The 20974-nt window shown below is 58.1% G+C and carries 20 protein-coding genes; 11 read left to right on the forward strand and 9 right to left on the reverse strand.

Translation table 11 applies throughout. The features are described 5' to 3' along the window. Positions 1–79 precede the first annotated feature (79 nt). From lepA to HMPREF1206_RS05315, 6 genes are all read left to right on the forward strand, one after another. On the forward strand, positions 80–1927 hold the full coding sequence (lepA, locus tag HMPREF1206_RS05290; RefSeq protein WP_042388526.1) for a translation elongation factor 4: 1848 nt from the start codon (positions 80–82) through the stop codon (positions 1925–1927). Between the two features lie 12 nt (positions 1928–1939). After that, complete coding sequence (locus tag HMPREF1206_RS05295) at positions 1940–2956, forward strand: ankyrin repeat domain-containing protein (protein WP_016422326.1); 1017 nt, start codon at positions 1940–1942, stop codon at positions 2954–2956. A 91-nt stretch (positions 2957–3047) separates the two neighbouring features. Beyond that, complete coding sequence (locus HMPREF1206_RS05300) at positions 3048–4631, forward strand: cation:proton antiporter family protein (protein WP_005511540.1); 1584 nt, start codon at positions 3048–3050, stop codon at positions 4629–4631. 128 nt (positions 4632–4759) lie between these two features. Further along, positions 4760–5695 carry a hypothetical protein gene (locus HMPREF1206_RS05305; RefSeq protein WP_005511513.1) on the forward strand — a complete coding sequence of 312 codons (936 nt, stop codon included), beginning with the start codon at positions 4760–4762 and terminating at the stop codon, positions 5693–5695. A 49-nt stretch (positions 5696–5744) separates the two neighbouring features. Continuing rightward, on the forward strand, positions 5745–6317 hold the full coding sequence (locus HMPREF1206_RS05310) for a histidine phosphatase family protein (RefSeq protein ID WP_005511515.1): 573 nt from the start codon (positions 5745–5747) through the stop codon (positions 6315–6317). Positions 6318–6396: 79 nt separating this feature from the next. Continuing rightward, positions 6397–7362 carry an ADP-ribosylglycohydrolase family protein gene (locus HMPREF1206_RS05315; protein ID WP_016422328.1) on the forward strand — a complete coding sequence of 322 codons (966 nt, stop codon included), beginning with the start codon at positions 6397–6399 and terminating at the stop codon, positions 7360–7362. Positions 7363–7523: 161 nt separating this feature from the next. Here HMPREF1206_RS05315 and HMPREF1206_RS05320 read toward each other — a convergent pair whose 3' ends face one another. Then, the gene (locus tag HMPREF1206_RS05320) at positions 7524–8609 is read right to left on the reverse strand and encodes a biotin/lipoate A/B protein ligase family protein (RefSeq protein WP_038628161.1); all 1086 of its coding nucleotides are present in this window, start codon (positions 8607–8609) and stop codon (positions 7524–7526) included. Between the two features lie 45 nt (positions 8610–8654). Between HMPREF1206_RS05320 and HMPREF1206_RS05325 the strand changes: the two genes are divergently transcribed. Beyond that, positions 8655–9272, forward strand: coding sequence for a cation transporter (locus HMPREF1206_RS05325; RefSeq protein WP_016422330.1), 618 nt, complete (start codon positions 8655–8657; stop codon positions 9270–9272). 61 nt (positions 9273–9333) lie between these two features. Here the strand turns inward: HMPREF1206_RS05325 and nagB are convergent, their stop codons facing one another. The 5 genes from nagB to HMPREF1206_RS05350 all read right to left on the reverse strand — a co-directional run bounded on the left by nagB (position 9334) and on the right by HMPREF1206_RS05350 (position 13831). Next, complete coding sequence (nagB, locus tag HMPREF1206_RS05330) at positions 9334–10119, reverse strand: glucosamine-6-phosphate deaminase (protein WP_016422331.1); 786 nt, start codon at positions 10117–10119, stop codon at positions 9334–9336. A 251-nt stretch (positions 10120–10370) separates the two neighbouring features. Next, on the reverse strand, positions 10371–10682 hold the full coding sequence (locus HMPREF1206_RS05335) for a hypothetical protein (RefSeq protein ID WP_016422332.1): 312 nt from the start codon (positions 10680–10682) through the stop codon (positions 10371–10373). An 81-nt stretch (positions 10683–10763) separates the two neighbouring features. Then, complete coding sequence (locus HMPREF1206_RS11280; RefSeq protein WP_016422333.1) at positions 10764–10931, reverse strand: hypothetical protein; 168 nt, start codon at positions 10929–10931, stop codon at positions 10764–10766. Between the two features lie 221 nt (positions 10932–11152). Beyond that, complete coding sequence (locus HMPREF1206_RS05345) at positions 11153–11941, reverse strand: MerR family transcriptional regulator (RefSeq protein ID WP_016422334.1); 789 nt, start codon at positions 11939–11941, stop codon at positions 11153–11155. Between the two features lie 96 nt (positions 11942–12037). Further along, the gene (locus tag HMPREF1206_RS05350) at positions 12038–13831 is read right to left on the reverse strand and encodes an ABC-ATPase domain-containing protein (RefSeq protein WP_016422335.1); all 1794 of its coding nucleotides are present in this window, start codon (positions 13829–13831) and stop codon (positions 12038–12040) included. A gap of 141 nt (positions 13832–13972) precedes the next feature. On the opposite strand from HMPREF1206_RS05350, the gene HMPREF1206_RS05355 reads away from it, so the two are divergent. Continuing rightward, positions 13973–15298, forward strand: coding sequence for an MFS transporter (locus HMPREF1206_RS05355; protein WP_222865698.1), 1326 nt, complete (start codon positions 13973–13975; stop codon positions 15296–15298). 29 nt (positions 15299–15327) lie between these two features. On the opposite strand, the gene HMPREF1206_RS05360 is transcribed toward HMPREF1206_RS05355, so the two are convergent. The 3 genes from HMPREF1206_RS05360 to HMPREF1206_RS05370 form a co-directional block, all read right to left on the reverse strand. Beyond that, positions 15328–15927: an LURP-one-related/scramblase family protein gene (locus tag HMPREF1206_RS05360; protein ID WP_016422337.1), complete on the reverse strand. Its 600-nt coding sequence runs from the start codon at positions 15925–15927 to the stop codon at positions 15328–15330. Positions 15928–15956: 29 nt separating this feature from the next. Continuing rightward, entirely contained in the window at positions 15957–16991 is a 1035-nt protein-coding gene (locus HMPREF1206_RS05365; protein ID WP_016422338.1) for an NADP-dependent oxidoreductase, read from the reverse strand. 170 nt (positions 16992–17161) lie between these two features. Beyond that, complete coding sequence (locus tag HMPREF1206_RS05370) at positions 17162–17758, reverse strand: HD domain-containing protein (RefSeq protein WP_016422339.1); 597 nt, start codon at positions 17756–17758, stop codon at positions 17162–17164. Between the two features lie 57 nt (positions 17759–17815). Here HMPREF1206_RS05370 and HMPREF1206_RS05375 point away from each other — a divergent pair, with 57 nt between their 5' ends. The 3 genes from HMPREF1206_RS05375 to HMPREF1206_RS10800 all read left to right on the forward strand — a co-directional run bounded on the left by HMPREF1206_RS05375 (position 17816) and on the right by HMPREF1206_RS10800 (position 20970). Beyond that, positions 17816–18910 carry a trimeric intracellular cation channel family protein gene (locus tag HMPREF1206_RS05375; RefSeq protein ID WP_016422340.1) on the forward strand — a complete coding sequence of 365 codons (1095 nt, stop codon included), beginning with the start codon at positions 17816–17818 and terminating at the stop codon, positions 18908–18910. Between the two features lie 15 nt (positions 18911–18925). Further along, on the forward strand, positions 18926–20221 hold the full coding sequence (locus HMPREF1206_RS05380) for an alpha/beta fold hydrolase (RefSeq protein ID WP_016422341.1): 1296 nt from the start codon (positions 18926–18928) through the stop codon (positions 20219–20221). 104 nt (positions 20222–20325) lie between these two features. Continuing rightward, on the forward strand, positions 20326–20970 hold the full coding sequence (locus HMPREF1206_RS10800; RefSeq protein ID WP_052317809.1) for a bifunctional 2-polyprenyl-6-hydroxyphenol methylase/3-demethylubiquinol 3-O-methyltransferase UbiG: 645 nt from the start codon (positions 20326–20328) through the stop codon (positions 20968–20970). The last annotated feature ends 4 nt before the right edge of the window (positions 20971–20974 follow it).

Raw genomic sequence — 20974 nt, forward strand, 5'->3', positions numbered from 1 at the left:
TTCGAGGCCGGCGCATATGGGTCGGCCAACGCCGCGCCCCAATGCCCATAACGTCTTTATTTTTCGGAGTAGACCCAACGTGACCAAGAATTTTGCGGAGCAGACTTTTACGGACCCTTCACGGATTCGAAATTTCTGCATCATTGCGCACATTGACCACGGTAAGTCCACCCTGGCGGACCGAATTCTGCAGCTCTCGGGTGTTGTCGAGGCGCGCGACATGCGCGATCAGTACCTCGACAACATGGATATTGAGCGCGAACGAGGCATTACCATTAAGGCTCAGAACGTGCGCCTGCCGTGGGTTCCGCGCACAGGTAAGCACGCAGGCGAAGAAATCGTCCTGCACCTGATTGATACGCCGGGTCACGTTGACTTCACCTACGAAGTCTCGCGTGCGCTGGAGGCGTGTGAAGGCGCAATTCTGCTGGTCGACGCTGCTCAAGGCATCGAAGCGCAGACACTGGCCAACCTGTACCTGGCCATGGAAAATGACCTGGAAATCATCCCGGTACTGAACAAGATTGACCTTCCAGCCGCGGATCCGGATAAATACGCGGAGGAAATTGCGCACATCATCGGCTGTGAACCGGAAGATGTCATGCGTGTTTCGGGTAAGACTGGTGAGGGCGTTGAGGAGATGCTCGACCGAGTCTGTGAGCTCGTCCCGGCACCGGTCGGCGACCCGGAGGCACCTGCCCGTGCGCTGATTTTTGACTCGGTCTACGACACCTACCGCGGTGTGGTCACCTACATCCGTGTTGTTGATGGTCAGCTCAAGCCGCGTGAAGTCATTCAGATGATGTCCACTGGCACTAAGCACGAGCTGCTGGAAATTGGCATTGTTTCGCCGCAACCGAAGAAGTGTAAGGGGCTTGGCGTCGGCGAGGTCGGTTATCTCATCACCGGTGTGAAGGATGTCCGTCAGTCCAAGGTCGGTGACACCGTCACGCTGAACGCCACACCGGCGGAGGAGCCGCTGGAAGGCTACGCAGAGCCAAAGCCGATGGTCTACTCCGGTCTGTTCCCAATCTCTCAGCAGGACTATCCTGACCTGCGTGATGCGTTGGAAAAGCTCCAGCTTAACGACGCTTCGTTGACATTCGAACCTGAGACTTCGGTGGCCCTCGGATTCGGTTTCCGCGGGGGCTTCCTGGGCCTGTTGCACATGGAGATCACCCGCGCCCGACTGGAGCGCGAGTTCGACCTGGATCTCATTTCGACGGCCCCGAACGTTGTCTACCGCGTGGTCACTGAGGATGGCACCGAGGTCACTGTTCACAATCCGAGTGACTGGCCGGAGGGGAAGCTCCGCGAGATTTACGAGCCGATGGTTAAGTGCACCATCGTCGTGCCAAGCGAGTTCGTTGGCCCCACCATGGAGCTGTGCCAGCAGAAGCGCGGTGAGATGGGTGGTATGGACTACCTGTCTGAGGACCGCGTGGAACTGCGCTACAAGATGCCGCTGGGCGAGATTATCTTCGACTTCTTCGACATGCTGAAGTCCCGCACCAGGGGTTATGCTTCGCTGAACTACGAAGACGCCGGCGAGCAGATTGCGGATCTGGTCAAGGTGGACATCCTCTTGCAGGGCGAGGCCGTCGATGCGTTCTCCGCTATCGTCCACCGCGACAACGCGCAGTGGTACGGCAACAAGATGACCAAGAAGCTGCGTGAGCTAATCCCTCGCCAGCAGTTCGAGGTCCCAGTTCAGGCCGCAATCGGTTCGAAGATTATCGCCCGCGAGAACATCCGTGCACTGCGCAAGGACGTCCTTGCTAAGTGCTACGGCGGTGACATCTCCCGTAAGCGCAAGCTGCTGGAGAAGCAGAAGGCCGGTAAGAAGCGCATGAAGAACATCGGTTCGGTCTCGGTGCCGCAGGAGGCATTCGTGGCTGCGCTGTCCACCGATGAGGGCGGTAAGTAAAGGGGAAACTGCATGCCACGGAAGCGGAAGAAACTGGTCGAGGACTTCGAAGAGCTGCTCGAAGCCGGTGACATGGATGCGCTGAAGGCCGTCTATGACGCTTGCGCACTCAACGCAGTTTTCGGATACAGCAAGGACACTGCACTAGCGCTCCGTGGCACCCCGCCGGAGCTCATGCGCTGGCTAATCGACCAGGGAATCGACGTCAACACCGAGAACCGCTTCGGTAAAACCGCCCTGGCAGAGCACGCAAGCCGGGGCGATACCGACAAGATGAAAGTCCTGCTCGAATGCGGTGCTGACATCGAAGCTGGCAAACACTGGCCTCTATTCCAGGCAGCGAAGAGCCATCAGCCCAAGGCCATTGCGTTGCTGTTGGAAAATGGCGCTGACCTTCACCGCGAGAACCGCCTCGGTCACGGCCGGACAGCGTTCAAAGAGGCCGTCGCTACCGCCGATACCGATGCCCTAAGTCGAGTCCTAGCGAGTATCGAGGTGCTCCTGGACGCGGGTTCGGAAATCGACGACGAAGCTCGCGAAGAGTTCACTAAGTTCGGTCGCCGCTACAACCGCCTGTCAGACAAGCAGCGCGACAAGTACCAGCCAGTCATGGATCGACTATATGAGCGCATCGGTGCTGACCGCCCGCAGGAAATCACGCCTCACGACGGCCACAGCGACATTATTGTCCCCGCAGACAAGTCGATCAACGGCCAGTTCCGATACCTCTGGAACTACCTGGTGCCGGGTGGTGGCCCAGCCGCGACTGTGCAGGGCGAAGTTATCCGCATCGTGGGCCGGCTCGGGTACGAAGCGCTGGAGATGGGCTACGTCAACTGGGACGAAGACTATGCCAAGATGATCGACTTCTGGCTGGAGACGGTTGGGGCCGCCGAGGATGCCATGGCCGTCGTAAAGCAGCGCAAAGCTGGTGAGGCGGACATTGATGCGCTGACGGAGGCGACAATCGAGTGGGTTACAGAGCACCCGCAGCCGATTGCGTTGGGCGAGGTCCCGTACCGGCGCTAACTCCCAAGAAGCTAACCCCGGTTTGGTGTTAAAAATCTGTTAATGGTTAGCCACTGCATCAATCGGTAGTGTCAGCTGATATCTTTGATGGGTGGAATCCGTATACCTAACAGCAATACTGTTTTCGATTATCGGCGGACTCGGTGCGTCGTTGCTTCGGCTGCCGCCGCTGATTGGTTTCCTTGGGGCCGGTTTTGCCGTTCATGCAATGGGGCTTGAGGAAATCCCGTTCATTGATTCGCTGGCCGAGCTTGGTGTTACCACCTTGCTGTTCACAATCGGTCTGAAGCTAAATCCGAAGGATATCGTGGCGCCACGAGTGGTCTTTTCGGGGCTTGGCCACGCGTTTTTAAACACGGTAGTTTTTGCCGTGCTGTTCGGTGTCGCCAGTTTCTTGCCGCTGCGTGAGCTCACGGGACTGTCGGTGACCGCGCTAATTTACATCGGCATCGCGACTTCATTTTCGTCGACGGTGTTTGTGATGAGCCACTTGGAGGAGCAGAACCGCGGTGCTTCGGCCATCGGACGTATCGCGATTGGTGTACTCATTCTGCAGGACATCATTGCGGTCGGCGTGCTGGTGGCATCGTCGGGTAAGACCCCGGAGCTGTGGGCGCTGGCGCTGCCACTATTGTTCTTCATTCGCCCGCTGGCGGCGCGGCTTCCCAACCGCATGTTCCGCACTGAGCTGCTGGTTCTCACCGGTATTGGTATTGCAGTGGCTTCTTACTCGGCTTTCGAACTGGCAGGGCTCTCTGGCTCGCTGGGGTCCCTGGTCGCCGGTATTCTGCTGTCTTCGCACCCAATTTCTGACCGTCTGTCGGAAGCACTGATTAGTATTCGTGAGCTACTGCTGGTCGCGTTCTTTATCGAGATTGGTCTCGGTGGTCTGCCAAGCGCGGGCGGCTACGTCATCGCTGCGATTATGGTGCTGTTCCTGGTGTTCAAGGCCACTATCTTCATCTGGATTCTCAAGCGCATGGGACTGTCGCTGCGCACGAGTGCGCTGGCGGGGCTGACGTTGAGTAACTACTCGGAGTTCGGCCTAATTGTGATGGCGGCGGCGACGCAACAGGACATTCTGCCGGAAGAATGGACCTCGATTATGGCAGTCGCCGTGGCGGGTAGCTTCATTGCCAGCTCGCTGATGGCCCCGCACGAAGACAAGATTGTCAGCTTCCTGCAGAAGTTCGTCCCAGAAACCCCAGAGGACCGCCTGGTGCCAGAAGAGGCAAAGGTCATTATTGATAACGCCGATGCTCTCATCATGGGTATGGGGCGAGTCGGCGTTGGTGTCTACGGCAGGTTGGTCAACGAGTACGGCATGAACGTCTTCGGTGTTGATTTCGACGAGGATCGCATCGAAGAGCTGCGCGAGCAGGGCTACCAGGTCATCCCAGGCGATGTGACAGACCCAGAGCTCTGGCACCACATCGAGTTGGAGAAGAAACCAGCGCTGTACGTGTTGGCGCTGTCTGAGCACGCTGAGACCTACGCGATGATTCAGAACATCCGTAAGCAGGACACCGAAGCCGTGGTTGCTACCACCACTAAGGTGCAGAGGTTTAAGGATCAGCTTCTCAACGTTGGTGCCGACATGGCCGTCTACCTCTACGACGGTGCTGGCGAGGAGCTCGCCGACCGTGCAGTGGAGACGCTTAAGCAGCGGTCTTAGTCGCATCCGTTAAATACGGCAAACAACAAGCCAGCCGATTCGTTCGGCGATAAGCTGATTTCATGTCAGTCACCCAAAACCAGATGCCCGCGAGTCCTATTCGATCCAGTCGCAGTGCGATGTTTCGGATGACCGCGGGCCTTGCTGTTGTCATGCTCGGAACTCTCGTCGGCTGCTCATCTTCAGATTCCGAAGATGCCGCCGCATCACAAAGCAACAATGATCAGAGTGAGGTACAGTCGCAATCGACGTCGGCAAGCGAGGGCGATAATCCGAAGATGCCGTCGCCGACGAAGGGGACAAGCGTCGACAGCATCGGATTTGATGAAAGCGCCTACCAGAAAATTGACGTTCAGCGGTTTAGCCAGAACGGAATCAAGGCGTTCTACGTCACGCTAGACGGGAAAAAGAGCGAGTGTTTCTACTCAGACGGCGCGGTGACGTGCATCGGTAAGGCTGATTCGTCGATTCCCGACGTGGAGGTTCCGCCGTTCCCACCACAGTCGCCGGGCGCAATCATGCTGAATACTTCAGGTGCCGCGTACACGCTCGTCGAAGGGGTACCGCCGGCTCAGGAAGAGCTTGACGACGGCCAATGGACGAGCTTCGGCACCGCTGCGTGTGCGAAGACGGATGCGAACAAGCTGGTGTGCCAGTCGGATAACGCGGCCTTTGCCATCGAAGGCAAGGACAAGAATATTCGCACCTCCGGCAAGGTTTTCGATTCCGTCGAGGAACTCATGGCCCAGGGGAGTGAGCCGGCGAGGGGCTACAGTCAGGGCACGGATGCACTTGTTCAGGGGCCGATGATGTGCGGTGCCATGGAGGGCCATCGTCTGGCGGAAGTGGTCAAGGGCGAGATGACCTGCGCTGAGGCCATGGATGTGTTGGATCGGTACGACGCAATCAAGGACACTGAGGGCGGTGGCAACACCCTGACCGCTCAAGTAGGGGACTGGACCTGTAGCTCTCCGACGGCGGCGAGGTCTGAGGAGTTGGGAGCGGTAACGGTGTGTGAGGACCCGGAGCATGGCTTGGAAGTCCGTGACCCCGTGATGGGCTAGCAGGGTTACCGCGGCTAACAGCATTTTCAAATAAGCCTAAGCTGGAACTATGACTGATTTATATCTCGTGCGGCACGGTGAAACTGAGTGGTCGCGCACTGGGCAGCACACATCGGTAACTGATCTTCCGCTGACTGACAACGGTCGGGAAGAAGCCAAGGCCCTCAACGGCTGGCTGGATCCGAAGGACTTTGGGCTAGTGCTGGCATCACCCCGTCAGCGCGCCCAGGAGACCGCTCGATTGGCGGGGTTCCACGACTTCGAGGTCGAAGAGGATCTCGCGGAATGGTTCTATGGCGACTACGAGGGGATTACCTCGAAGGAAGTGCAAAAGACCGTTCCCGATTGGCAGATTTGGACTCACGGTGTGCCCAATGGCGAAACCGCGGAGGAAGTCCGTGAGCGAGTTGAGCGAGTGGTGAAAAGGGTGCGTGAATCGGGCGAAGACAAGGCGATTCTGTTCGCCCACGGTCACTCGCTGCGTGCGCTCACCACAGCCTGGTTGGAACTGCCCATTGCACTTGGCCAGTCCTTCCCATTGAATACCGCATCCCTGTCCGTGCTCGGTCGCTACCATGACCGACCTGCGGTTCTGCGCTGGAACCTCTCGCGGGGATTGTAGCGGCGTTGTACAGGTGTCTCGGTGAATTCGCCGATGCCATTCAAGCCGCCAACGCCGTCAAGCTCTGTAAGAGGTGCCTGTGAATCACAATTCCGATGCTTTCGCCCGCGTAGTCGACCGTGCCCGCGGCGTGCTCTATGGCCAGGTCATCGGCGATAACCTCGGCGCGCTAGTGGAGTTTTGTAGTGCCGAGGAGATTGCACAGCGCTACCCACACGGTGTCTGTGAACTTGCCGATGGCGGCACCCACAACATCGCCGCCGGCCAGCCCACTGATGACTCCGAAATGGCGCTGGCGCTGGCACGCTCACTGGTGCGCTGCGAAGGCTACGATGCCGCCGATGTCCGCGAGTCCTATGTGCGCTGGGCAAACTCCGACGCTTTCGACATCGGAGAGGCCACCACGGCAGCGTTGCTCCGGCGCGCGCCGAACCCGAACTCCCAGGCTAACGGCGCGCTCATGCGTATCTCACCGCTGGCTATCGTGTACTGGCGCAACCCCGCACGTGCTGGCGAACTCGCCCGCAAGGACGCCGCCATCACGCACCCGCACCCAGTGTGCATAGAGGCCAATTCACGTTACGCATCCGCGCTTGCCGACGTCATCAGCGGCGGCCTCCACCAGCCGCGCCGCGGCATTGGCGTGAGTGCGCTGATGGAGTGGCTGGCTTCCCAGCGCGCGCAGTGGGAAACCGAGTGGCAGGCCAGCGGTGCCGTGGTGGATAGCGGGGAGCCGGATTTCTCGGTGCATCAGGGATGGCTGCGCTTTGCGCTGTGGGCACTGCATGAAGAACTGCGCCGGGTAGAAGACAAAACCACGACCTTTGAGGACTCTCTGGTCCGAGTCATTGGCCGTGGCGGCGACACCGACACTAACGCGGCCATTGTTGGTGCTTTTCTCGGTGGCGTCTTTGGGGCCTCCGGCATTCCGCAGCGGTGGCGGGATGTCATTGATTCCTGCTCGCCGAAGCGAAACCGGCCCGCGCAGTATCACCCAAACGATGTTGCGGAGTTGGCGGAGAAACTGGTGGGCATGGAGAGCTAATATTCGGCGACGCACTCACTAATGAGTGGACGTATCGTCAGATTTCTTTCCACTTGACGCCGTTTCTTCTCGTCGTCCACGCCGAGTCTCCTTGGTTTACTTTTTATCCAGTTAACTCTCTTTCCCGAAGATTTTCTTCATTTAGATAGTTGGCGTGGGCATTAGGGGACTCGGTGAGTCCAGCCCTCCGTGCCGTATTTGGTGTCAATAAGATGCTGCGCCGCAGCGAAGTCCTCATCGGAAAGCGATGCCTCGGCGGCACCGTAGCGGTTGATGAATGTCTGCTTCATCGTGTCAATGACTTCCGCGCGGCTGGCACCGGTCTGGCGACGGAGCGGATCGACGCGCTTCTTCGCGCTGCGCAGGCCCTTATCGGCAATCTTGGCCTTGCCAATGCGCAGGACTTCCATCATTTTGTCAGCGTCGATGTCATAACTCATGGTGACGTGGTGAAGCACTGTTGAGCCACGGCGCTTCTGTGCGGCACCACCAATCTTGCCGCCATCGGAGGTGATGTCATTGATGGGGACATACCACGCATTGACCCCGAGCTGCGCAAGTGCAGCGATGACCCAGCGGTCGAGGAATTCATAGGATTCGACGTAGCTAAGACCAGCGACCAGCTTCTCTGGTACATAGATCGAGTAGGTGACGCAGTTGCCGCCCTCCATGAACATCGCGCCACCGCCGGAGAGACGACGCACCACTTGCACATCGTGCTTCTCTACACCCTCGGGCTCGAGTTCGTTGACATAAGACTGATATGAACCGATCACAGTGGCACGATCATCCCAATCCCAGAAACGCAGAGTCGGTCCGCGCTGCCCGGAATTGACTTGATCAAGAAGGACCTCGTCGAGCGCAACATTCATCACCGTCGGCAGGACACCCGGCTGCAAAACCTCCCACTCCAAATCAGTGAAGTCGACGGCCTGTGTCAGTGCACGTCGAACGACTTGCGCAATGATGTGGGTATCAAAACCGTGCAGTCGCACCTCGCGGCCAGACTGATCCTCAAAATCCTTCAGCGCCGCATCGAGGCGAGCCTGTAGGCGTTCCGTATTGTCCCCGGCAGGCGCACCGAGGAGAGCGTCATTAATAATGTCGTAGGCTTCATCGGGTTCGAGGAAAAAATCGCCCGAAATGCTTATCGACGAAATCGTGTCACCTGTGGTCTCGCAGTCGGCAACAACCAATTTGCCGCCGGGAACCTTCATTTCTGAGTGAAATTTCTGTGCGGGGGTCATGGGTTTCGATGGTACTCGTGCCGGGCGTTACGATGCCCCCCCCCCGTGTTTACCTCATCGACTTTGGATCGCCGTGCCCGCAAAATTGTTGCGTGGGTAGCAGGCCTGAATCTTCTCGGATTCTTCATTGAATTAATTGTTGCCTCAATTATTGGCTCCGCAGCGCTGTTCGCCGACGCTGCAGACTTTCTTGAAGATTTCCTCATGAACCTGCTGGTTCTCACCGCATTGGGTTGGTCGCTGGCGAGCCGTCGTAAAGCAAGCTTCGGCCTTGCCGGGCTAATCCTGATTCCGGCGATTGCGGCGTTCGGCACTGCCATCTGGAAGATGATCAGCGGTGAGCCGCCAGAGCCGCTAACGCTGTCGGTGACTGCGATTATTGCGATGGTCATCAACCTGGTCTGCGCGATTTTGCTGATGAACCTGCGCAAAGCCGACAGTGCGCTCATGCGCGGCGCGTGGTTGGCGGCGCGTAACGACGTCCTGGCGAACCTGCTCATTCTCGCCGCTGGAGTGGTCACCATTTTCTGGTTCAGCGCATGGCCGGACATCGTCGTAGGACTTGTCATCGGCGTCATTAATCTCACGGCCGCAAAGGAGGTCTACGAGCAGGCGCGTGCCGAAGACCCCGAGCTGGAGATGGATGACGATGACGACGACTAGTGCAGACTAGTCGTGTGTGGCGGGGTGCGGTAGGGCAATAGTAGGGGGGGGCAGCTGGGGCCTACTTCCACATATCCTTCTGCCACTGCGGCTTATGAGCGTAGGTGAACTCGTAGTATTCCTTGTTCTTCAGCTCACTGGCTGCAGCCTGATCAATCACAACCGTGGCCCGTGGGTGCAGCTGCAATACGGACGCGGGCATAGAAGCGCTCAGCGGGCCCTCGATGGAGGCGGCAATGGCATGCGCCTTTGCAAAACCTGTGGCCAGCAGCAGGAGGTGCCCCGCACGTGAAATGGTGCCAAGACCCTGGGTGACCACGTGGTACGGCACGTCTTCGGTGGAGTCGAAGAAGCGGGCGTTATCCAGCACGGTCTGCGGGTGCAGCGTCTTAATGCGAGTCAGGGAACCGAAAGAGCTGGCGGGCTCGTTAAAACCGACATGCCCATTTGTGCCGATGCCCAGTAACTGAATGTCAATGCCGCCGGCCTCGATAATCTTGCGTTCGTAGTCCTCGCAGGCAGCGCCAATGTCGTCTGCGAGACCATCGGGAATATGGACCCGCGCCGGGTCGACATCCACGTGATCGGAAAACTCGTTGTGAATCACGTGGTAGTAGCTCTGCTCATGCTCGATGGGCAGGCCCACGTATTCGTCGAGTGCGAAGAAGCTGCAGTCCTTAAAAGTGACTTCACCAGCCCGATGGCGACGAATCAGCTCCCGATACGTCGCAAGCGGGGTCGATCCTGTTGCTACACCGAGGTTTGCACCCTTGTTGGCGTAGTGCGCGAGGTAATCCGAAGCGATGCTCGCGACTTCAGCCTCAGAATCGACGATGATGATTTCCATGGTGGAACACTCCAGAAAACGAGGGCTCGTGGCAGAAAATGAAAAGGGGCGGGGCAGAATTCTAGTGACTCCACAACGCTAGGCGCTACAGCCCTATTCAGACGAGGTTAATCTGCCATTGGTTAATTCCTGTAATTACACTCTGTTTTTCTTGTTTATCAACTTCTTCCGGGCAACGAAAAACACTCAGGGCAACGCCACAGTTGGCGTTACTCTGAGTGTGTTGGGGGCGTATTGTTTCTGGCCCTGGGCTACTTCACCCAGAAATTGCCGTCTTCGTCCTTGTAGATGATGTCACCAGCTTGAGCGACTTGGGTATCGTTGACCTGAAGCTCAACCAAATCCAGTGTTTCGACAATTGGTTCAACGTACACGCCACCGTCAAACCAAACCTGGAAAGCATCGGCCGAAGTCGAAGATCCTGAGAAACGGTGCTGTTCGTATTTGTGCACCGGAGCAAATGGGCAGTTAATCGCCTGTGCAATTGTCGGGGAAGCCACGACGGAGCCAAGTACGGCAGCGGCGCCGATGATAACAGCGGCGAGAGAGCGAGAGAACTTCATAGTTAATTCCTTCCCGAGTCGGGGTTATGACGCAGTTATGGGGATGCCGAAGTGCGCACTGTCGGCTGCTGTTGCTGTGGGCTAGACTGAGCCTTCTTTTTCAATGACAAGCATGCGCGCCTCGCCCTGCGGGTGCGCGACATGCTCGTCGCCGGCTTCTGCAAAACAGATAGTGCCAGGCGTTAATGTGCGTACGCATTCCTGTCCCGCATCGCGGTAGTGCATGTCGACGGCTCCGTCGACAACCACAAAGACCTCTTCGCCATCATTGATGTGCCACTTGTATGGCTGATCGCTCCAGTGGAGCCGGACGCTTGTGGCGCAGTCATAGTGACAACATTCAGTGCACCCCACGGGCGATCAGCGGTGAAGTCTGCGGCTTCGATGAATTTCATGAGCCAATTCTAAGCGGATTTCGTCCCGAGTGGAAAGGCCTGGATGAACGGCTGCCGTCCGGTGTCTAGCGCTACCTACCGCCACTCGGCACTTGCCGGGTCAATACCTTCCTTACGGGCCTGAGCTTCAATCAACTCCAGCAGGTAGCCAGCATTGCCGCGGTAATACCGGTCAAACCGGGAATCAGCGACGTACATGCGAGCCAGCAGAATCTGCTTTTCTCGACCGGCCTCGTAGAAGCGGGTAATAGAGGCCAAGTGACGGTCAACTAGCTCGGCCGCCTCTTCGGAACCTGGCTCCACGTGTCGCTCAGCAGCGTCGGCAAGCGCATCGGCAAAATCCTTAGCCTCTGCCTCAAGAGCGGCCCAGTCGCTGTCGTCCATCTTTTCCTGAGCCTGCTGGGATTGCTCCCACTCGGTGGTGTCGCCCCAGCGTTCCTCAGCTTCGGCTTCTAGATTCTGCCAATCGCGGCCCAAGAGCTCTGCCTTCGTCTTTGCTTCCATTGTGTGTCCTTCCTCAAGCAGTTTGTCCAGAGACTGCACCATGTGGTGCAGGTCAGCGATCTTCTCTGTGAGAACAGTTCGCTGAGCGAGCAAACGATCTTTCCGACTTCTCGGGGAGGAATCGCCGTGAATGAACTCCTCGATAGTCTTCAACGGCACACCAGCGGCGCGATAGACCAGGATCTCCAGCGCGGTGTCGATGTCCTCATCGGTGTAGAGGCGGTAGTCGGACCACGTGCGATACTGCGGGCTGAGCAGCCCGATGGCATCCCAATGTCGCAGCGTGCGCGTGGTAACGCCCAGGAGCTCGGCTGCCTCGCCGATGGTGTACTCGTTGTCGTTGTTGCTCACGGGAATCATCTTTCTGTTTGACGTCGCGTCAAGGTCAAGACCCGACGCCGAAATCCGTCGAAGAAGTTAGTTGCGGCAGCCGTAGGTGTGCCGTTCCCGCGACTGTCAATCTGCGGGGCCCGACCGCAAGAGCCGAAGCCTGTTGATTGCCGCCACAACCTCCTGGAAACGAGGCTCCGCCAGATGACCAGAATTGGTAGACGCAGCTGCCGCGTCGAAGAGCGAATGACAAAAGTTGTAGTACTCACGCTGAATTAGCTCGGTGAGGTCAGTACGTCCATCGAGCTGCTTTACAACGGCGCCCAGAATCCGGGCAATGGCTTCTGTTTGGGAGGAATCCATCAATTGGCCGACAGCGCGCAGGTCAAGATTGTCCTTGCCCACCTGAATCAGTTCGAGGCAACGAGCACGCGGTGGCTTAGGCGGTTTCGCGCCGCTACCGCGCCCGCCGCGACTGCCACGACCACCGCGCCCACCGCGACTGCCATGCCCATGACCACCACGACCACCATGTCCACCACGGCTCTCACCGGCAGGGAAGTCAGCCTGCAGAAAACGCTCACCGATCTGCGCAAAAGCTGGCGAAGGTGCAGCCGGAGTGGCAGATTCTCGGAGCTCACGGGCGCGCTCGGTGACGTCGTAAGGCGTGTACGCATCCATAGCAATCACGGTGTCCGCGACATCGATGAACGCACCAGAACCACCAGCGACGATGACCGTGGAGATCCCGTGGTCCTCCCAGAGCTCGCGGACCCGTGCGACCAGTGGAGTAATCGGCTCCCGGTCATCGGGGATGAGTCGGCGCATGCGCTCATCACGAATCATGAAGTTAGTTGCGGAGGTGTCCTCATCGATGAGCAACACGCGCGCACCGGAACCCAGCGCCTCCATCAGACCCGCAGCTTGGGAGGTCGACCCCGACGCGTTCGCCGTGGAAAACCGGGTCGTGTCATCACCGGAGGGAAGACCGTTGATAAACGGCGAGATATCCACACCAGTGATGGCCCGGCCGTCCTCGGCACGCAGCGCAACCGCAGTCTCGTCAGCGACCACAAACTCGCGGCCGTCGCCAGCGACATGGTCATACACGCCAGTGACCAGGGAGGACAGTAGCGTGGACTTGCCGTGGTAGCCACCGCCGACAATCAACGTCACGCCCCGCGGAATGCCCATGCCGTGCACCATTTTACCCGACGGCAACTGAAAACTGTGCTGCAACGATTCCGGCGAGGTAAACGCAGTCGCGCCGGGCTTCGGCAGCTGGCTATTGCCCGCCTGACGGGGCAACACCGACCCGTCTGTCACAAACCCAATCAGGTCCGCGTCCGCTACCGCACGGCGCAAAAAGAGCTGGTCATACTCCAATTCCGCGGCTGCCTCGAGCGCATCGATGGGTGCGTTTACAATGGCGTCGTCAAGCGCGTCCAACAAATCCTCACAGATCAAGCGCGCCGCCTCACGCCCGAGAATGCGCCGGCCGCGGGCGGGCAGCTGGATTTCCAGGCAGATCTGGAGGGCATCATCATGCTTATCGACGTCGTGCGCATCCCCACGGAGCTCAGCGACAGCTGTTCGGCGCAAGACCTGCTGCCCCGGAGAATCGATAAACAGCCCGCGGCCATACTTCTTAAAAGCTCGCACGAGGCTGCGGTTCAACAAATCGAGCTCTGCCGTGCTGAACCTGCCGGGTTGTGAGCGGGAGGCTCCGCGATAGTCCAGCACTGACAGCGGAATGTGGACGCGTGCCCGTGATGCTGGAGCGTAAGGGTCGGATTGGACCTTGTCGACAAACAGCGTCGCGTCCAGATCCGGCAGGTCGTGGGAGCCACGAAGAGATTTGTATGCGCCGTAGCTCTTGCCATCGAGGTTGGAGAGACGTCGATAAAGGTCAGCGGGCATATTTCTACTTTCGTTGAGAAGTTGGGTGCTCTTCCCGCGAGTGTAGCGGCAGATGAGACAGCGCGATTCGCTCCTGGAACGGCCTGGGGCAAATGACCGTGTGCGGTAGCGCCGTTGCTGCAGGAAGGTAGCGTGAGAGGCATGACTGATAGCTCGGAAGCTGACAAACCCACGGACGCAGGGAACAACCCAGAGTCGGTGCAAAAACACGCCCGCGCGAATGCCAAGCGCTACGTCTGGGCGAACGGACTACAGAATATCGGCGACCAGATTGTTGCGGCCAAGACGCTGCTGCCATGGCTGCTGCATTCGGCTGGCGCGCCGGGCTTCTTCATCGCCATGCTTGTGCCGGTGCGCGAGTCCGGTTCGATGCTTCCGCAGGCCGCCCTCACACCTTGGGTGAAATCTCGCCCGCGCCGCACAACCGTCTGGATCGCTGGTGCTTTGGGGCAAGCCATCGCAGCAGCGCTGATTGGTCTGGCTGCGTTGTTCCTAGAAGGCACCGCGCTCGGCGTCGCTGTCATCGTCGCGCTTGCAGGCTTTGCGACGGCCCGAGCCCTGTGCTCGATGGCCTCAAAGGATGTCCAGGGCCGCACGATTCCGAAGGGGCAGCGCGGGCAGATTAGTGGCCGAGCTGCGATGTTGGGCGGTGTCGCCGCAATTATTGTTGGTGCAGTGTTGTGGATTATCCGCGACAACGTCACCAAACCAATCGTGGCGGGGCTCATCTTTGTTGCGGCACTGTCGTGGGTAGCAGCAGTTTTGATTTTCCGTGGGATTGTTGAGCCCACCAACGAGGGGGACAAGGAAGAACCGAATAAAACCTGGTGGCAGGACACCTGGCGGCTCTTTAAAGAGGATAAGAACTTCCGCGACTTTGTGATCGTCCGTAGTTTGTTGCTGGTCACAGCATTATCCACGTCGTTCATCGTAACCCTAAGTGCACAGGTGGGAGCTGATCTGGAAGCCTCTGACGGTAGCGGCGGGGGAGTAAGCGCCAATGTCGGTATCTTCATGCTCGCCGCAGGCTTCGCCTCTTTGGTTGGTGGAAAAGTCGCCGGAATCTGGTCGGATAAATCCTCGAAGAAGGTGTTGACCTACTCTTCGCTGGTCGGTTCTATTGTTCTCTTTTTGTTGGTCGCAAGTGCTCACTGGCTTTCCGCCGGTGCGAACGCTTGGATTTTCCCGCTCGGCTTCTTCGCGATGTCCGTCGTCCACGCCGGTGTTCGCGTGGCTCGTTCGACCTATGTTGTGGACATGGCAGAAGGCGACAAGCGCACCGAGTATGTCGGAGCAGCCAACACCATCATGGGCGTTGTCCTGCTCATCGTCGGTGCGCTTTCGGGTGTTATCGCCAGCTTCGGCCCTGCGGCAGCTTTAATCTTCCTGGCACTAATGGGACTGGTTGGTGTCGCTATGTCCAGCAGGCTGAAGGAAGTCTCGGCGCCGCACAAGGTGACGCCTTAGCAGGGCAGTTCTTTAACAAGGCGGAAGCACTAGCTCACACTAACCGCTACAGCCTCATCGTTCTTGCGCCTGACAATGTCAATAACCAGCGCAGTACCGATCACCGCAGCCCGCGTTTCCTCGTTCAAGTTCGGCTCCAAATGCAGAGCGTACGTGTCCTTGCCGGTAATAGCGCCTTTGAGACCACGGTACTTCCGGTCAATCTTCGCAATCGGGCGTCCCTTGCTGGTCAGTGCGTAATTTTTACCGCGGAAGCCGCCGTCAACATCGACGTCGGAAAGCCCTTTGACGGACAAAGTTAGCCGTGATTTTAGGCTGAATCGTTTGGTCTTGGCTGTGGCGATCTTAGCGCCGTTGGGTGTGAGAACCTTGTATGTGTCGCCGAAAACGTTCGCGGGGTCGGTGATGGTGAGGAGCTTGTCGCCCTCTTTGCCATCCTCGTCCACATCGAAGATGTCGTACTTGACACCGATGCCCAACATGCGGCGACCCAGTGATCCCGCTTGGGCAATTTGGGCAATCTGGGTGCCGTTGTCATCGAAAATGGAGTATTCACTGCGCATAACGTTGCGTGTTTCTTGAATCAGCAGTGTGTCGGTCGTAAGCAGTCGAGGTTTCTGTGTGTTCACGAATTAGCTCCAAACTCGATGACAGTTATTTAGAACTCTACGACCATCTTGCCGGTATTGCCTCCGCTAAACAGTTCGAGGAATGCAGCTGGCATGTTCTCGATACCGTGGCGAGTGGTGACATCGTAGGCGACCTTACCGCTGACGACCAGCGGAGCCATTCGCTCCTGGAATTCACCTGCCAGGTGCAGGTACTTGCCCAAGACGAAGCCGCGCAGCGTAATGCACTTGCCAATCGCCAGAGCCAAGTTACGTGGTCCGGTCGGCGCTCCAGTGTTGTTGTACTGGGAGATTGCGCCACACATAGCAACGCGGCCAAAGGTGCGCATCGCGCCGATGGCTGCCTCGAGATGGTCGCCACCGACGTTGTCGAAGTAGAAGTCGATGCCCTCCGGCGCTGCCTGTGCCAGCTGTTCTGCAACCGGGCCGTCGTTGTAGTTGAAGGCGGCATCAAAGCCGAGTTCGAGTAGGCGCTCAACCTTTTCGTCCGAGCCGGCGGAACCAATGACACGGGATGCGCCCATCTGCTTGGCAAACTGACCAGCAGCCGAGCCGACCGCACCAGCAGCGCCAGAGATAAAGACGACGTCGCCTTCCTTCATCTCTCCGACAGCAGTCAGGCCAACGTAAGCAGTAAGGCCAGTAAGACCAAGGATGCCCAGGTAGGCAGCAGCCGGTGCAACGTTCAGGTCAACCGGTGTTGCCTCGGAATCGGCAATAACAGCATTGGTCTGCCAGCCATAAGAGTGGCGGACAGCGTCGCCAACCTGGAACTTATCCGACTTGGACGCAAGGACAGTGCCCACAGCGCCGCCAGTCATTGGCTGGTCAAGCTGAAAAGGAGGAACGTACGACTTGGTGTCGTTCATACGGCCACGCATGTAGGGATCGACGGTAGCGACCGAGTTGGCTACCAAAATGTCGCCGTCGTTAAGCTCTGGCAAATCGACGGTCTCGAGGCGGAAATTCTCGTCAGTCGGCAGGCCGGTCGGTCGGGAAGCTAGAACCCACTGCTGAGTGGTGGTGGGCAGTTCGGTTGTGGACGATGCATCAGTGGAAGTCACTGTTTTTCTCCTGTTGCGTATTCCTGGATCTATTGTCAGATTGTTGTTGCGTGGCCTCTATATCGTGATAGATATCCGAGCCACGTAGGCTGCCACTGTACCGTTGCCGGAGTGGTTCAGGCTATGCCTAGACATGTTTTTATAACTTAAAGCGATTGGAAAAACGCAGGTTACGCCTCTTGTACCCAGGAATCGAGGCGCTCAATAAGAACGCTCAGGTCCGCTAGCAAAGGCATGTCGGGCAGTCGTTCGGCAATCACGTTGCGGACGCTTGTGTACCACCACAGTTGCTGGCTCGGAGTAGACCGAAAGCGGTCCCACAGAGCGTGACCATCGCGGTCTAAATCCTCCAGAGTCTGGCTGAGATTGTGGAACTTATCCGCAGCGGCCACGATGAGGGACTCCTCGCTGCCATGAGAAAGCTGCTCCAGGTAGGCATCGGCACGCTCCTGCCACGAGGGCAGGGAAGAGTCTTTGGTGACGCCCTCGACGATCTCAACCACGCGAGGCCCGAACTCATCTTCCATCTCGGCACGTGAGTAGTTTTCCGGCACGTCTTCCAAAATGTCGTGGAAGAGGGCTGCCAACAGCACGTCTTCGTCGTTAGTCACGCTCGCCGCAATCAACATCACTGACATCGGATGGCTGATATAGGGAAGGCCAGAGCCCTTTCGGTAGTGCCCATCGTGTGCGCGGGAAGCAGTTGCGATGCCGCGCATGAGCCTGCTGCTGGGGCGTGCTGAAGCAAAGGTGTCAGCGTTTTGCATGGGTATCCCGACCTTTCGTTGATGCTTGAAAAATAGCAGCGTCTAAGCTTGAACATCATGAACGTCGCAGAAGTAGATCCGCTCATCGAGTCGATGTACCGGTGGTCCGATGTCAGTGGTGTCCTGCTCATGGGCATCATCGGTGGCACCATCGCCCGGCAACGAGGCTACGACATCATCGGGTTCTTCTTTATTGCGCTGTTCTCCGCACTGGGGGGCGGCATGATTCGCGATGTTCTGATTAACCAGGGCACCGTCGCCGCAATGAGCCAGCCGGAGTACCTAATCCTGGCGTTTACTGGTGCGCTCATTGCGCGATTTTTCTATTTCAAAGGAAAGACCTGGGAATACGTTCAGGTCCACGGTGACGCTGTGGTCTCGGGACTCTGGGCAGCTACGGGAACGGTCAAAGGCGTCACGTATGGTCTGCCCATTCTGCCGTGCATCATGATGGGCGTTTTCACCGCCACTGGTGGTTCCATGATCCGCGACATTGTGACCGGGCGAGTACCCGCTGTTTTCGGCGGCAACCAGCCCACGGTCATCCCGGCCGTGGCTTGCGCGGTCATTGTCATCGGAGGCCACCATTTGGGATTTATGGCCGTGTCCATGGTCATTGGTCCTATCGTCAGCATCCTGCTTTCGCTGCTGGGGTACTGGGGTAATTGGCGAGTGTCGGCACACTCGGAGTGGGCGCCACTGAACGACACCGCGGCGCAGATTGCGGTCCTCGCACGTCGAGCAGAGGGCAAGAGCCGCGAGGTTGGTCGACGTTTCGAGCCCGCACGCCTCCGCAGCTGGCGTCACCGACAGATGGAAAAAGCGCTGCAGCGTCGCATTCAGGCTGAGGTTGATAGGGGAGTGTCGCGTTCCGACGCCGAGGCCAACGCGGAGGAATTCCTGGAGGAGTTCAATGCGGACTTCCCAGCGGATCTGCACATGCCGACGGCGCAGCAGGAGACAGTGCAGGATGACAGCGACGAATCCGATTTCGGTGTGGACCTATCCGGTGATTCCTATGATGACTACGGAGAAGATACGGCACTGCGGCAGCGGGAATACCGGGAGATGTTGGATCAAATTCTTGCGGACGATGAGGCGACCGATTTACTCGTCGCAAAGCTGATGAAGAAATACGAGCAGCGGGATTAGAGGAGCGGCAGAGACATGGCATCGACGAGTACTGCAAGCAGGCATTTTGGGTACATTATTAAGGAACACACCGTTGAGGTGCCCTGGGATCCTTTTACCGAAGCTGCGAATGCCGCGACATTTGAGCTTTTCGCCAGGGAAATCTATGCGCCAGGAAATGAGGATGCGCCGGCAATTGTCTATTTGCAGGGCGGCCCGGGATTTCCGGCACCGCGTCCGGTAGGTGCCAGCGGAGTAATCGGTGAGGCGCTGAAGGAATTCCGCGTCATCCTGCTGGATCAGCGCGGCACTGGGCGCTCGCATCGAATTGATGCGGCCAATATTGCAGATGTTCCGGCCGAGCGGCTTGCCCAATTGCGTCAGGAATACATCGTCGAAGACGCGGAGGCATTGCGAAAGCATTTGGGCATTGCCAAATGGTCGCTGTATGGCCAGTCTTTTGGCGGGTTTTGTATTACTTCGTATCTCAGCTGCTATCCGGAATCCGTGGAGCACGCTTATCTCACAGGCGGTTTACCTGTTCTGGACCGTGGTGCTGACGACCTTTATCGCACGACGTATGCGAAGCTGCGCACCCGTCACGAGCGTTTTTATCGCGAGTATCCGTGGGTCGAAAACCGAATTCGAGAAATCTGCGCGCACCTCGAGCAATCTGCAGAAACTCTCCCCACCGGTGAGCGACTGAGTTCTCGCCGATTCCGCACCATCGGAATTGAATTAGGCCGCGGAGATGGATTCCACAATCTGGCGTATTTGTTGGAAGAGCCATTCCACATTCGCAATGGCGAAAAGCAATCGCGCACCGATTTTCTGGCCGATGTAGGATCCCGCGTGAGTTTCGCCGACGGTCCGCTATACGCCGCGATTCACGAATCCATTTATGGTGGCGTCGGAAACCAGCCCACAACTAATTGGGCAGCTCACCGTATTCGCGAGGAAATCCCAGGTTTTGAAGAAAAGGCCAATCCTGCAGGAGACGAGCCGTTCTACCTCACCGGTGAGCACGTTTTCCCCTGGCAATTCGACGAGGACCCCGCGCTCGTTCCTTTCAAGGAAAAGGCGGAAGCATTTGCGCAGCACACCTGGGAAAGCTCGCCGTATGATTCCGCACGCTTGCTTGCCGACGCCCCAACCTCGGCAGCCGCGGTTTACCTCGACGATATTTTCGTGCCGTTCGAGTACTCCATGGAGACAGCCAACTGCTACCGGGACCTGCGGCCACATGTGACCAATGCATTCCAGCATGACGGTATTCGCCACGACGGCGCGGCCATCTTCGCGCGGCTCCGCGAGCTCGTCGAGGATCACTAGGATGCCAGTTTGCCGGTGGAGATTCTCTCCCCGTAGAACTTCAAACCTCCGCAGAACCTCATGTAGTCCAGCATTGCCTCTCGGTGCCGTCTATCCTGGTGAGCATGTCGACAGCAGAGTTCTGGGATGGGAAATTCACCGCAGATCGCGAGGCCGCAAGTGACGGTTCGCCCTCTTTCTTTGGCGGCGAACCGAATCCGACAATCGCGCAGCATGTTGAGGTAATCCGGAAAGGTTTCTCCGACCCCTCACGTGCGCTCGACCTAGGCTGTGGCCGTGGCCGTCACACGGTGTGGTTAGCCAGCCAGGGCTGGGATGTCACCGGCATGGATTTCTCCAGCGTCGGGCTCGAACACACTGGAGCCGCGTTGGCAGCTGAAGGGCTCTCTGCGAACCTGGTCCAGCAAGACTTAACAGACTGGCAGCCGGAAGCAGGAAGCTTTGAGCTGGTAGTCGCCGCATTTATTCACCTGCCGCGCAGGGACAGGGAGAACCTCTGGCGAGCCGTCTCTGAGGCTCTCACTCCGGGTGGCTACTTTGTCTCAGTCTCACACCATCCGGACAACGAAGTCCACGGCCCGGGAGACCCCGAGCTGCTCTACAGCGCGGATGAGGTCACTGATTTCTTTGCGCACGAGCCGCAGAGTCTCGAAGCGGTGGTGGCGCAGCGTGACGTCGTCAAGCAAATCGATGGCAAGAACGTTGTCGACACCGTGGTGGTGCTGCGGAAGACCTGCGCGGAGAGCTAGAAGG

Origin of the sequence: Corynebacterium sp. HFH0082 (genome assembly GCF_000411235.1) — a bacterium.
GTDB classification, from domain to species: domain Bacteria; phylum Actinomycetota; class Actinomycetes; order Mycobacteriales; family Mycobacteriaceae; genus Corynebacterium; species Corynebacterium jeikeium_D.

Bases quoted from the DNA above. Each gene is read 5' to 3' on its own strand.
- HMPREF1206_RS05295 (WP_016422326.1), top strand. From the start codon at position 1,940: ATGCCACGGAAGCGGAAGAAACTGGTCGAGGACTTCGAAGAGCTGCTC.
- HMPREF1206_RS05305 (WP_005511513.1), top strand. From the start codon at position 4,760: ATGACCGCGGGCCTTGCTGTTGTCATGCTCGGAACTCTCGTCGGCTGC.
- HMPREF1206_RS05310 (WP_005511515.1), top strand. From the start codon at position 5,745: ATGACTGATTTATATCTCGTGCGGCACGGTGAAACTGAGTGGTCGCGC.
- HMPREF1206_RS05320 (WP_038628161.1), bottom strand. From the start codon at position 8,609: ATGACCCCCGCACAGAAATTTCACTCAGAAATGAAGGTTCCCGGCGGC.
- nagB (WP_016422331.1), bottom strand. From the start codon at position 10,119: ATGGAAATCATCATCGTCGATTCTGAGGCTGAAGTCGCGAGCATCGCT.
- HMPREF1206_RS05335 (WP_016422332.1), bottom strand. From the start codon at position 10,682: ATGAAGTTCTCTCGCTCTCTCGCCGCTGTTATCATCGGCGCCGCTGCC.
- HMPREF1206_RS05345 (WP_016422334.1), bottom strand. From the start codon at position 11,941: ATGATTCCCGTGAGCAACAACGACAACGAGTACACCATCGGCGAGGCA.
- HMPREF1206_RS05350 (WP_016422335.1), bottom strand. From the start codon at position 13,831: ATGCCCGCTGACCTTTATCGACGTCTCTCCAACCTCGATGGCAAGAGC.
- HMPREF1206_RS05355 (WP_222865698.1), top strand. From the start codon at position 13,973: ATGACTGATAGCTCGGAAGCTGACAAACCCACGGACGCAGGGAACAAC.
- HMPREF1206_RS05370 (WP_016422339.1), bottom strand. From the start codon at position 17,758: ATGCAAAACGCTGACACCTTTGCTTCAGCACGCCCCAGCAGCAGGCTC.
- HMPREF1206_RS05375 (WP_016422340.1), top strand. From the start codon at position 17,816: ATGAACGTCGCAGAAGTAGATCCGCTCATCGAGTCGATGTACCGGTGG.
- HMPREF1206_RS05380 (WP_016422341.1), top strand. From the start codon at position 18,926: ATGGCATCGACGAGTACTGCAAGCAGGCATTTTGGGTACATTATTAAG.
- HMPREF1206_RS10800 (WP_052317809.1), top strand. From the start codon at position 20,326: ATGTCGACAGCAGAGTTCTGGGATGGGAAATTCACCGCAGATCGCGAG.